This window comes from Undibacterium sp. Ji50W, from assembly GCF_049340445.1.
In the GTDB taxonomy this organism is placed as follows: Bacteria; Pseudomonadota; Gammaproteobacteria; order Burkholderiales; family Burkholderiaceae_D; genus Undibacterium.
Genome location: NZ_JBMPOX010000013.1, coordinates 100,229 through 112,471 on the forward strand (window position 1 = coordinate 100,229; position 12,243 = coordinate 112,471).

The 12,243-nt window shown below is 49.0% G+C and carries 12 protein-coding genes; 8 read left to right on the forward strand and 4 right to left on the reverse strand.

The features are described 5' to 3' along the window. The first annotated feature begins 169 nt into the window (after positions 1-169). The 4 genes from trxA to hemN all read left to right on the forward strand — a co-directional run bounded on the left by trxA (position 170) and on the right by hemN (position 4,374). Positions 170-496 (forward strand): thioredoxin TrxA, encoded by a 327-nt coding sequence (trxA, locus tag ACO0K9_RS18045; RefSeq protein WP_422987421.1) that lies wholly within the window; start codon positions 170-172, stop codon positions 494-496. Between the two features lie 235 nt (positions 497-731). Next, positions 732-1,994, forward strand: coding sequence for a transcription termination factor Rho (rho, locus tag ACO0K9_RS18050; RefSeq protein ID WP_422987423.1), 1,263 nt, complete (start codon positions 732-734; stop codon positions 1,992-1,994). A gap of 210 nt (positions 1,995-2,204) precedes the next feature. After that, positions 2,205-2,897 carry a Crp/Fnr family transcriptional regulator gene (locus ACO0K9_RS18055; RefSeq protein WP_422987425.1) on the forward strand — a complete coding sequence of 231 codons (693 nt, stop codon included), beginning with the start codon at positions 2,205-2,207 and terminating at the stop codon, positions 2,895-2,897. Positions 2,898-2,976: 79 nt separating this feature from the next. After that, complete coding sequence (hemN, locus tag ACO0K9_RS18060; RefSeq protein WP_422987427.1) at positions 2,977-4,374, forward strand: oxygen-independent coproporphyrinogen III oxidase; 1,398 nt, start codon at positions 2,977-2,979, stop codon at positions 4,372-4,374. A gap of 15 nt (positions 4,375-4,389) precedes the next feature. On the opposite strand, the gene ACO0K9_RS18065 is transcribed toward hemN, so the two are convergent. The 3 genes from ACO0K9_RS18065 to ACO0K9_RS18075 all read right to left on the reverse strand — a co-directional run bounded on the left by ACO0K9_RS18065 (position 4,390) and on the right by ACO0K9_RS18075 (position 7,517). Further along, the gene (locus ACO0K9_RS18065; RefSeq protein ID WP_422987429.1) at positions 4,390-4,731 is read right to left on the reverse strand and encodes a cupin domain-containing protein; all 342 of its coding nucleotides are present in this window, start codon (positions 4,729-4,731) and stop codon (positions 4,390-4,392) included. 142 nt (positions 4,732-4,873) lie between these two features. After that, positions 4,874-5,137, reverse strand: a complete 264-nt coding sequence (locus tag ACO0K9_RS18070) for a DUF2249 domain-containing protein (protein ID WP_422987431.1) — start codon at positions 5,135-5,137, stop codon at positions 4,874-4,876. A 91-nt stretch (positions 5,138-5,228) separates the two neighbouring features. Next, on the reverse strand, positions 5,229-7,517 hold the full coding sequence (locus tag ACO0K9_RS18075) for a nitric-oxide reductase large subunit (RefSeq protein WP_422987433.1): 2,289 nt from the start codon (positions 7,515-7,517) through the stop codon (positions 5,229-5,231). A 382-nt stretch (positions 7,518-7,899) separates the two neighbouring features. On the opposite strand from ACO0K9_RS18075, the gene ACO0K9_RS18080 reads away from it, so the two are divergent. The 4 genes from ACO0K9_RS18080 (at position 7,900) to ACO0K9_RS18095 (ending at position 11,559) form a co-directional block, all read left to right on the forward strand. After that, positions 7,900-8,355 (forward strand): RrF2 family transcriptional regulator, encoded by a 456-nt coding sequence (locus ACO0K9_RS18080; protein ID WP_422987435.1) that lies wholly within the window; start codon positions 7,900-7,902, stop codon positions 8,353-8,355. Between the two features lie 214 nt (positions 8,356-8,569). Then, positions 8,570-10,060: a copper-containing nitrite reductase gene (gene nirK / locus ACO0K9_RS18085; protein WP_422987516.1), complete on the forward strand. Its 1,491-nt coding sequence runs from the start codon at positions 8,570-8,572 to the stop codon at positions 10,058-10,060. A 93-nt stretch (positions 10,061-10,153) separates the two neighbouring features. Further along, positions 10,154-10,900 carry a formylglycine-generating enzyme family protein gene (locus tag ACO0K9_RS18090; RefSeq protein ID WP_422987437.1) on the forward strand — a complete coding sequence of 249 codons (747 nt, stop codon included), beginning with the start codon at positions 10,154-10,156 and terminating at the stop codon, positions 10,898-10,900. Continuing rightward, positions 10,897-11,559: an SCO family protein gene (locus ACO0K9_RS18095; RefSeq protein WP_422987439.1), complete on the forward strand. Its 663-nt coding sequence runs from the start codon at positions 10,897-10,899 to the stop codon at positions 11,557-11,559. The genes ACO0K9_RS18090 and ACO0K9_RS18095 overlap by 4 nt, the downstream gene beginning before the upstream one ends. Before the next feature lie 79 nt (positions 11,560-11,638). Here ACO0K9_RS18095 and ACO0K9_RS18100 read toward each other — a convergent pair whose 3' ends face one another. Continuing rightward, the gene (locus ACO0K9_RS18100) at positions 11,639-12,223 is read right to left on the reverse strand and encodes a hypothetical protein (RefSeq protein WP_422987441.1); all 585 of its coding nucleotides are present in this window, start codon (positions 12,221-12,223) and stop codon (positions 11,639-11,641) included. Positions 12,224-12,243 lie beyond the last annotated feature (20 nt).

Consider the following 12,243-nt stretch of genomic DNA (forward strand, 5'->3'; position numbering starts at 1 on the left):
CATAGTCAGCCACGCCCGGCTCTGGTTGTAGTCATGCTGATACACTGTTCAATACCATTGAATTCGTGATTATCACCCCCAGATTCATACCAGAATGCGGCGCTGTCCGATCACACCGACATTCAGTGGCGCTGTTACCCCTTAATTTTTCCCTCTCGTTGAGGATTTCATGAGCGAAAACATCAAATATGTAAGCGATGCTTCATTCGAAGCTGACGTAATCAATTCCAATGTACCAGTCCTGGTTGACTTCTGGGCCGAATGGTGTGGCCCTTGCAAGATGATCGCGCCTATCCTGGAAGAAGTTGCCAAAGAATACAATGGCAAAATCGTGATAGCCAAGATGGACGTGGATGCCAACCAGGCTGTCCCAGCCAAGTTCGGTATTCGTGGCATCCCTACCCTGATTTTGTTTAAAAATGGCACTGCTGCAGCGCAAAAAGTTGGCGCGCTGGCAAAAGGGCAATTAATCACTTTCATTGACAGTAATATTTAAGGTATTATCACGGTCTGAAGCAAACTCCGTAAGTAAAAGAACTAAAAGAACTTTACTTACGGCGCTTGCATGTGAAATACGGCTACACGAGAATTACCCATTACCCGGTTGCGACTGATTCAGACCCGAGTTCAAACTAAAATTTAAATCACGACAGAACTTCTTTCTATCCTGTTTATTCTGCAGTTCCTCCGTTCACTCCCCCACCTCATAATCCCATCCCGGGACACTCACCATGCATCTATCTGAATTAAAGGCCTTACACGTATCCGCTTTGCTGGAGATGGCCATCGGACTCGACATCGATAACGCTGCGCGTATGCGCAAGCAGGAATTGATGTTTGCGATCCTGAAAAAACGTGCAAAATCAGGCGAACAAATTTTTGGCGATGGCGCCCTTGAAGTATTGCCCGACGGCTTTGGCTTCCTGCGCTCGCCCGATGCCAGCTATATGGCATCCACTGACGATATCTATATTTCCCCTTCGCAAATCCGCCGTTTCAACCTGCACACTGGCGATTCGATAGAAGGTGAAGTACGCACTCCCAAAGATGGTGAGCGCTATTTTGCATTGGTGAAGGTGGACAAGGTCAACGGCGAATCGCCGGAAGCGTCCAAGCACCGCATCCTGTTTGAAAATCTGACGCCGCTGCACCCGAATAAAGTTCTGACGCTGGAACGCGAAATGCGCGGCGAAGAAAATACCACTGGCCGCATCATCGACATGATTGCCCCCATTGGTCGTGGTCAGCGTGGTTTGCTGGTGGCATCCCCCAAATCCGGTAAATCCGTCATGCTGCAACACGTGGCACACGCGATCACCACCAACCACCCCGACGTTACCCTGATCGTTTTGCTGATCGATGAACGTCCGGAAGAAGTAACAGAAATGCAGCGCTCGGTACGCGGTGAAGTGGTTGCATCGACTTTCGATGAACCTGCTACCCGTCACGTACAAGTTGCTGAAATGGTGCTGGAAAAAGCCAAGCGCCTGGTAGAAATGAAAAAAGACGTGGTCATCCTGCTGGATTCCATCACCCGTCTGGCGCGTGCATACAATACCGTCATCCCTGCTTCCGGCAAGGTACTGACCGGTGGTGTGGACGCCAATGCGCTGCAACGCCCAAAACGCTTCTTCGGTGCAGCACGTAATATCGAAGAAGGTGGCTCCCTGACCATCATCGCCACTGCCCTGATCGAAACCGGCAGCCGCATGGATGACGTCATCTATGAAGAATTCAAAGGCACTGGCAATATGGAAGTCCATCTGGAACGCCGCCTTGCCGAAAAACGCGTCTACCCAGCCATCAACCTCAACAAATCTGGCACCCGTCGTGAAGAATTGCTGATCAAGCCAGATCAGTTGCAGAAGATCTGGATCTTGCGCAAATTACTGTATAGCATGGACGAAATCGAAGCGATGGAGTTCATCCTCGACAAGATGAAAGCCACGAAAAACAACGCAGAGTTCTTTGAAATGATGCGCAGAGGCGGATAAATCTCCTCCTGTTTTCCGGCTTGCAAGCCGCCACTTTTGTGGCGGTTTTTTTTATGGAATTATTTATTTGGCAACGGGCAATCATACACCTTGCCCGTTCTGGCATGGGGACCCCGTCCATTTGCCTTCCAGCACTAGTCCACTTGGCGGATAGGCATCGCCTCTGATCGCTTCTACACTTGATCATAATCAGTTTGTCGGAGATCAGTGATGGCAAAATTAAATGTACTTGGCTTACTGGAAAACCATGCCTTATTCCACAATATTACCGCCATTGAACTAAGCGAGTTGCAAAAAGAGGTTGGCAAGATCGAGCTCGGCAAGGGCCTGACCTTGTTTCGCAAGGGCGATAGCGCCGAAAATACTTATATCGTCGTATTCGGCCTGATCAAACTCAGCATCCCGTCCCCGCAGGGGAACGACAAAGTTCTGGAGCTAATCCGTCCCGGCCAGAGTTTCGGTGAAGCCATGATGTTCCTGGATGAGCCTTATCCGTTCCACGCAGAAGCCCTGGAAAGCACATTGCTACTCAAGATACCAAGAAAAGCACTACTGCAATTGCTGGACAAATCCCCCGCAATTTCGCGCCAGATGATGGCAGGCCTGTCTTTCCGCCTGCTCGGGTTTATCCGCAATGTTGAGCGCTATTCCCTGCAGAATGCATCACAAAGAGTGATCGATTACCTGTTGCAGACATCGGCCATGCAAAGCACGAATGAGGTCCGGCTGGAATTAAAAAAACACCTGGTCGCATCCCTGCTCAACCTGACGCCAGAAACCTTGTCACGCGTCCTGCACCAGCTAAGGGATGAAAACCTGATCCGTGTGTGTGGCTCGACCATACATATAGGCTCGGCAGATGCCTTGAAGTCATACCAGCAAAACGTACCTGCATTGCATTGAATCTTTTCACAAAAGCCCTATGATGCAAGCGGGTGCAAGCGCCCCAAGTAACTGGCTGCCAGCAATAGAAAGAAAAAAGATGACCACACCAGCACCGACCGGCGAGATTGAACTTTCTGAAGAATTGATACGCCGCTTTGACAAAGCAGGCCCACGCTACACCTCGTATCCTACCGCGGACCGTTTCAATAGCAGTTTTAATGAACCGAGCTATATCCACTATCTGGAAGAACGCAAGACAGGTACTGACAATCCACTGCTGTCGTTGTATTTGCATCTGCCGTTCTGTGAGTCGCTCTGCTATTTTTGCGCATGCAATAAAATCATCACCAAAGACCATAGCCGGACCACAGAATATCTGCGTTATCTGGAAAAAGAAATAGAACTGGTAGCCGCCAGAATCGGCCCTGACCGCAAGACCGGGCAATTGCATCTGGGTGGCGGAACCCCTACTTTCTTCAGTGGCGACGAATTGCGTCAATTGATGTCCATCATACGCAAACACTTCCAGTTCACTGATGATGCAGAACTGGGCGTCGAAATTGATCCGCGCACTGTCAAGCCAGCAACCCTGGCATTGTTGGTGGAATTGGGCTTTAACCGGAATAGTTTTGGTGTGCAGGATTTTGACCCGGCTGTGCAACAGGCGGTAAACCGGATACAACCATTCGAAATGGTAGAGGCAGCGATAACAGAAAGCCGGAAAACCCATTTCAAGTCCGTCAACGCGGATCTCATCTATGGTTTGCCCAAGCAAAACCTGGCCAGTTTTGGACGTACCCTGGATAGCCTGATCGCTTTGGCACCAGACCGGATTGCACTCTACAATTATGCCCATCTTCCCAGCCGCTTTAAGGCGCAACGGCAGATCATTGCAAGTGATTTGCCATCGGCTGAAGATCGCCTGCAAATCTTTATGATGTCAACCAGGCGCTTGCTTGATGCAGGTTACGTCTATATCGGCCTGGATCATTTCGCCAAACCGGATGACGAATTAAACAAGGCACAGCTGGACCAAAGTTTGCATAGAAATTTCCAGGGTTATACAACCCGTGCTGATTGTGACCTGATTGGCTTTGGTGTATCCGCGATCAGTAAAGTCGGCAATTCCTATTGCCAGGCAGTGCGTACTATCAAGGAATATTATCACCTGCTGGATCAAGACTGCCTGCCAGTAGACAGAGGCATAGAAGTGGATAAAGATGATCTTTTGCGTCGCGAGATCATCATGCGCCTGATGTGCAGCATGCCCCTGCATATTGCCGATATTGAGCAAAGCCACCAGATTGAATTTCCCGCTTATTTTGCCGAAGAAATCACGCAATTGCGCCAATATGAAGAGGTTGGCTTCCTCACCATCACACCAGCAACGATCAGCGTAACACCCAAAGGTCGCTTATTCGTCCGTGCCATCGCCATGGTATTTGACAAATACCTTAAAAAAGTAACGACGGCAACTTACTCCAAACTGATTTAAGAAACTTCCACCGGCTTACTGCATGGCAGTTTTCAGCAATACCATCGTCACCAGAAAAGAAGTATTGGTGATTGCCAGCACTGCATGCGGTACATCGGCGGCAAGATACAGCAGGTCACCAGCACGCAGTGTCTTTTTCCCCGTTTCCACTGTAATTTGCAGGTCACCGGACAGGCATTGTATGGTGATGGGGCCATTGACATGGTGTGAAGGCAAACTCTTTCCCGCAACCAGATTCATGTGTATCACTTCAAGATGCGCATCTTTAAACAAGGCATGAGCTGGCACCGTCAGGGATTGCTCGTCAGCAGCAATCAAGTTAATCATTTCCCCTGAGCGTAAATGTGGTGTGGCCATTTCATTTCTCCTTGCATTGCATTCAGGCATTGCGACATTGCAGTGCTGGGCAGGTTACATATTGAAAGGGGGCGTCCATTCCACTAGTCATGTCGCCTGCGTTCAACATCAACCTGCCTCTTTTTTTGCAGCTCAATGCAGCTTAAGTTGTCACATGAAAATCAATAATAACTTCTCCTGGCTCATTGGACACATAAGCCATCTTTACGCCATTGCCATAATGATGCTCGATTTGCGCGAGCAATGGCAAAGGATTATGGTCATTGCAAAAACGCATGGTCTCGCCTGGTTTTAACGCAGACAAGGCACCAAAGATTGCCGCATGGCGAAACCGCTTGGCAACGCCACGCGCATCAAATTCATAGACACCTTCGGCAATAACAGGAATGGAACAATCGTGAGCCATGATAGGACTCCTTTCAATATAGATCAATTTGATAAAAAACACAGGGAAGGCTATTCCTGCCCTCACCTGAATAAACTACTAAGATAAACGACTAAGCTTTGTTAGAGGCTTTGGCGTAAGCGATGTCGGCCACACTTGTTTGTGAGCGCTTCTTGCCGGTCAGCAGACGCAATGCAAATACAGCCAGGCAAACGACACCGATCGAGAATACGACATCACCGGGAACCCGCATCCAGACCAGGGTTTCCATGAAATGTGAATGTATTACCTCAGGCGAACGTGCATACCACATGCCTTTGGTGATGCTTGCCACCGCCTGATAAATACCAGCTGGTACCAGCGACATAAACACCATCATTGCCAGGCCTATATTGAGCAGCCAGAACATCGCCTGCAATAATTTGTCTGACCAGACGGCACGATCAGACAAGCCTCGCAAACAGAACAGCAGCAGCCCGATACCAAGCATGCCATAGACGCCAAACAGTGCAGCGTGACCATGTGCAGCAGTCATGTTCAAACCTTGCATGTAATACAGGGCAATCGGCGTATTGATGGAAAAGCCAAGCAGGCCTGCACCAACGGTATTCCAAAACCCGACAGCAATAAAGCACAGTATCGACCACTTGTATGCCTGCACCCAGGGTGCAGCTTTCGAACGTTGATAGTTACGGAAAGCTTCGACACCTATCATTGCCAGTGGTACCACCTCCAGCGCAGAGAACATGGCACCAATCGCGATCACAAAAGTGGGCGTGCCTGTGAAATATAGATGATGCAGCGTCCCCAGAATACCGCCGAACAGGAAGACTATGGTTTCCAGAATAATCGCACTATTTGCCGTTGCCGCACGTATCAAGCCAAGGCGAGTGAACAACAGAGCGATGACTGCCGTAGCGAACACTTCAAAGAAGCCTTCTACCCACAGATGCACCAACCACCAGCGCCAGTACTCAATCATCGAATAATGCGTATGTGGTCCCCAGGTCAGGGATGTGGCATAGAAAGCACCTATACACATCGCGGCCAGAAATACCATCGCAATCAGGCCACGACTCTCAGACGGTTTTTTCAGTGCGGGCAATAAACCACGTCCCAGCAAGGTCACCCAAAACAGCAAACCGATGAATAACAATATTTGCCAGACCCGGCCCATGCTGGTGAATTCCAGTCCCTGATTACCAATCCAGAAGCTGAATTCATTGCCTTTGTGTTGCAGACTACCCAGCCAGCCAAATGCGGTAGAACCCACAACGATAAACAACAAGGCATAAAACAGGACATTCACACCAAGCTTTTGAAATTTCGGCTCATGACCTGAAATTGCAGGTGCTATATACAGGCCAGTCGCCAGCCAGGCAGTGGCAATCCACAACACGGCAAATTGTGTATGTATCGTGCGACTGACCGTGAATGGAAGAATGTCTGCCAGAGGGAAACCAAAGAAACTATGCCCTTCCACGGCATAGTGAGCCGTAATCACCCCCATGCCGACTTGTGCCAGCATCAGGCCGATGACGACATAAAAATATTTCCTGGTTGCCCGCATCGAAGGCGTAGGCTTCAGATCAAACAAAGGATCGGCTTTGGGTGGCACCGGGTCACCCTCTTCCTTGCTGATGGAATGATAAAAGATCATGCCTGCAATGGCAGCGATCATCAGTATGATACTGGCGACAGACCAGATACCTGCGCCGGCAGTCGGCGTATTATCTACCAGCGGTTCATGCGGCCAATTGCTGGTATAACTGAGATCAGCAGCACCAGGTCTGTCGGTGGCAGCAGACCATGCTGACCAAAAGAAGAATGCAGGCAAGGCTTGCAAATCCTTGGGGTCTGGCAAGGTTCCGCTATTCATCGCATATTGTTCGCGCAATTTTTCCAATGAAGGGTCATTACCAAACAGGGCAATATAATGCTGCGCAACCTGCTGTATAGCCTTTGCACGTTCTGCACTGACGATAATCGCATCACTGGCAGCGTTGTATGTATTGCGCCGCATCTCTTCCTTCAGGCGCGCTTTCAGTTCTGCCTGACGTCCCGGGCTAAGTTGCTCAAACGATGTCTGCGATTCTTTTTGCGCCCATATTTCCAGTAAAGCCAGCGATTCGCGATGCAGCCAATCGGCAGACCAGTCAGGAGCGACATAACTGCCGTGCCCCCACACCGTACCCAATTGCTGCCCACCAGCCGATAGCCAGCTTTCCTGACCACGCTGGACCTGACCTTCTGAAAATAAGACAGTACCTTCGGTACTGACGACTTGTTTAGGGATAGGCGGCGCGGTCAGATAAATTTCTGTGCCTACCCAGCCGAGGACGGCAAAAGATAAGACACAGATGACGGCGAGCCAAGTCCAGAGTTTACGCGTGGCATGCATGGCGTGTTTCCTTATTGGTGAATTGAAAAAATTTGCTGAATCAGGTTTTTTTTTGGGCGTTTCATTGACGATGAAACCCCGTATAAAACATTCCTGATGTCATTGAAGATTCATTTTATATAGAGGCATTTAAAGATACAAACAAAATGAATGTTTAATTCCAATCCCTTGATAAAGATCAAGCCTGGGTCTTATTTGGGCCAAAACCCATAAACATCTATACTATATGTATCTTAATAGGCTCTTGCGAAATCAGGCTTGCGTTTTACCTCAACCTATCAAGAGAAATCGAAGAGAAATCGTCTTGATCTCGCAGCAGCGATGAAATGCAATGTCCTTTGCACATGCTTTCTCAATTGCATAATTTGAATTTGGAATCAACATGAGATTAACTGCATTTACCGACTACACATTGCGCACCCTGATTTATCTGGCACAACATAAAGACAGACTGGTGACCATTCAGGAAATTGCTGAGCTGCACAGCATTTCAAAAAGCCATTTGACCAAGGTTGTGCATCAACTGGGAATGTCAAACAAAGTGGAAACCATACGCGGCCGCCATGGCGGTTTGAAACTGAATCTGCCGCCAGAAAAAATCAATATTGGTGAGGTGGTACGCGATACCGAATCTGATTTTTATATGGCAGAGTGCTTTGACCGCGACAGCAACACTTGCACCTATGCTGGTGCATGCAATTTAAAAGGCGTGCTCAGCAAAGCGACCGCCTCCTATCTGGCGGTGCTTGACGCAGTAACGCTGGCAGATTTGGTCACACAAAAAAATGGCGCTGGGAAAATACAGATTTTCCCCACCAATAAGGTAAAACGGAAATAGCCTGCATAGTACTCATTTAGTACTCATTTCATCGTACTCATTTCTTGCTCATACACCAGTGCATGCGAGAAAAATGATCACTTCCGGGGAAAACTGCCTGCTTCTTATTGCATATCAAGGATTTTTGAGAAATACACCAGTATTGTGAGTATCGACGATATTTTGTCCCCCAAAGCTTCCTACTTCACATAAAAAAGGTGCTCATATGAAAGACATGCTCAGAGGATTCTCTGCTTCCGTAGCCTCACGGATACTATTCGCTTCCCTATTCCTGGCTTTGTCAGCGCATGCTGCAGAAACTAAAAGCAGCAAAAGCGCCAGTGATTTTGGCCCTCCACAGGGGCAGCCCATCCACGCAGTACTGACCAGTCCACCCAATGTGCCACCACCGATACACCGTAGCTATCCAGCAAAGGTGATTGTCGAACTGGAAGTCGTGGAAAAGGAAATGGCAATTTCTGAAGGTGTGAAGTACATGTTCTGGACCTTTGGTGGCACTGTTCCCGGTAGCTTCATCCGCGTGCGCCAGGGTGACACGGTTGAATTTCACTTGAAAAACCATCCCAGCAGCAAGATGCCGCATAACATCGACTTGCATGGCGTGACTGGTCCTGGCGGTGGTGCATCATCCAGTTTCACCGCACCTGGCCACGAATCGCAATTTACCTTCAAGGCGCTGAATGAAGGTATCTACGTCTATCACTGCGCCACTGCACCTGTCGGCATGCATGTTGCCAACGGGATGTATGGCCTGATCCTGGTTGAACCGCCACAAGGTTTGACACCTGTAGACCATGAATACTATGTCATGCAAGGCGACTTCTACACCACGGGGAAATACCGTGAAAAAGGTTACCAGCCTTTCGACATGGAAAAAGCCATTGATGAAAAACCGACCTATGTCTTGTTCAACGGTGCCGAAGGTTCCATGACAGGTGACAAGGCATTGACGGCAAAAACGGATGAAAAAATTCGTTTATTCGTCGGCAACGGTGGCCCTAACCTGGTGTCAAGTTTCCACGTGATTGGTGCTATCTTCGATAAAGTACGTTTTGAGGGCGGCAGCAACTTCCAAAAAAATGTACAAACTACACTCATCCCGGCGGGTGGTGCCGCTGTGGTTGAATACCAGACCAAAGTACCCGGTAGTTATGTACTGGTCGATCATTCGATTTTCCGCGCATTCAATAAAGGTGCCCTGGCCATCATGAAAGTGGATGGTCCTGCCAAGAAAGACATCTATTCCGGTAAAGAACTGGATTCAGTCTATCTGGGTGACCGCGCACAAGCCAATCTGGCAGCAGTCAGTACCGCGACCAAGGCGGCAGAAAGTGGCACCCTGACGGTGCAGGATCAGGTGAATGCGGGTGGGCAATTGTTTGCAGGTACTTGTTCTGTCTGCCACCAGGCAAATGGTGCCGGTCTGCCCGGTGTATTCCCTCCCCTGGCCCAGTCTGATTATCTGAATGCTGATCCCCAAAGGGCAATCAGCGTACTGTTACACGGACTGACTGGCAAGGTTAGCGTGAATGGCAAAGAGTTTGATTCTGTCATGCCGGCCATGAACCAATTGAATGACGATGAGGTCGCCAATATCCTGACGTATGTCTTGAACAGCTGGGGCAACAAAGGTGGACGCGTACAAGCCAGTGAAGTCAAGGCAGAACGCGCCAAAGCAGTACCGGTGAAAGCTGCAGCACATTAATCACCTAATCAACCGAGCGATAAATTCATGACGAATTGGTGCAGGTACGATAGCAAATCAAAACACAGGCTGGTTTTGTTAAGTGCAATTTTTTTGCTATTTTCACCTGCCACCAATGCTGCTGATTACCTTTCTATTCCCGGTAATCAGTTGGCCAGCGTATTGTCGGGGCCGGATGCCAAAGACAAGGCAAAGGTCAAACCCTTTTCCATGCGTGCCAGCCCGGTAACGAATGGCGAATACCAGGAATTTCTGCAAACGCATCCAGAATGGCAGAGAGACCAGGTGCCTTCTATTTTTGCTGATGCCAGTTACCTGCATGCATGGACATCGCCAAGTGAAACCGGCGATGTGCAAAAATTGACACAGGCAGTCACCAGTGTCAGCTGGCATGCAGCCCAAGCCTATTGCGAGTCGGAAAATGCGCGATTGCCCAGTTGGTATGAATGGGAACTGGTGGCCGCAGCAGATGAGCAACATGCCGACGCCCGCAGTGACCCGGCTTGGCGTGCGCGCATACTTTCCTGGTATTCAGAATCGTCGGATCAGTCATCAACTAAAATCAGCCATAGGCCCAATTATTATGGCGTCAAAGATATGCACGGCATGATATGGGAATGGGTCAGCGACTTTAATGCCTTGCTGATCAGCCCTGACAGCCGTACTCAGGGTGATCCGGACAAGTTGCAATTCTGTGGTGCCGGGGCCATCAGTCTGCAAAACAAAGACAACTATGCCATCTTGATGCGGGTCGCATTGCTGTCATCACTGACTGGTGCCAGCACCACCGACAATCTTGGATTCCGGTGCGCCCGGGATGGAGTGGAAGAAAGAAAATGAAAATGATACTGAACCTGGCGCTAAAGCTAAGGCTGAATACATGCAAAGCAATTGCTGCAGCTTCTGCCGTCTGCCTGTTTGCGCTAACTGCGCATGCAGGCACAGTCGAACCACTACAACCTGCAAAACCAGCGCAGGCGTTTCCCGGTGATTCGGTTTACCAATTACCGATCACACTTGAAAATCAGCAAGGCAATAAGTTCAAGCTGGCGAGCCAGGCAGGACATATCGTGATCACCAGCATGTTCTATAACTCATGTGAATATGTATGCCCGATGCTGATAGACACCATAAGAATGCTGGAGAAAAAACTGGATGAAAAAGAAAAATCCCATCTATCCATCTTGCTGGTGACACTCGATCCAGCCAGGGATGATATCGCCACCTTGCAATCAATTGCAAAAACCAGGGAGCTGGATACGCAGCACTGGCTGCTGGCACGCACCTCTGAAAAATCCGTGCGGCAATTGGCGGCTGTATTGAATATCCAGTATCGTCAAATGGAAAACGGTGAATTCAACCATACCAGCGCCCTGATTTTACTGGATACAAATGGCCGCATTCTCGCCCGTAGCAGCACCTTGGGAACAGTGGACGATGAATTTTTAAAGACGATAAAATCGGCACTCAAGAACCAGGATGCCAATTCCACTCAGTAAATTGCTACTTCATAAGCACCGAAAAAAAGCCGGGCTACTGATTGGTAGCCAGGCTTTTTAGATGAATAGCACTGAGGTATCAACTACGTACCTGGTCATCCGTTTTTTCTTTGTGAATTATTTTTGACTGGTGATTTTCTGCATGCTGTACGACATGTTGTTCAGCAGCGCTGACGTGCCCATTTTTGGCAACGACCGCCTCTTTATGCTCCACTTTCGCCTGCCCTTTTTCGAGCCTGGCGACTTCGTGATTGGTCAGAGCGCCGCTCTTGACACCGTTTTCTATACGCTGTTGTTGGCTCACATTTCTTTGCACGTCGGCCTGCATGCGTTTGCTTGATACAGAATTTGGGTTGCCAACCTGCCCATCATGTTTTTCGGCATGAATATCGGTGCTGGCCTTGTTTTGCATCCTGTCAATTTTTGCTTTTTCGCCGGCACTTAACTTGCCATCTTTCAGGGCTTTATGTTCTTCCCGCGATATCGCAGCCTGTTCGCGCTCCAGTTTGCCCGCTTCTTTGGTCGTCAACTGACCTGTTTTCAAGCCATCTTCTATCCGTGTTTGCTGACTGACATTGCGCTGTACATCGCTGCTCACGCCTTGTGCAAATACGGGAGCAGTCAGCAAGCCAGCCACTAATAAAGGAATAAATTTCGTTTTCATGATGATGTCCTTGTAAGGTA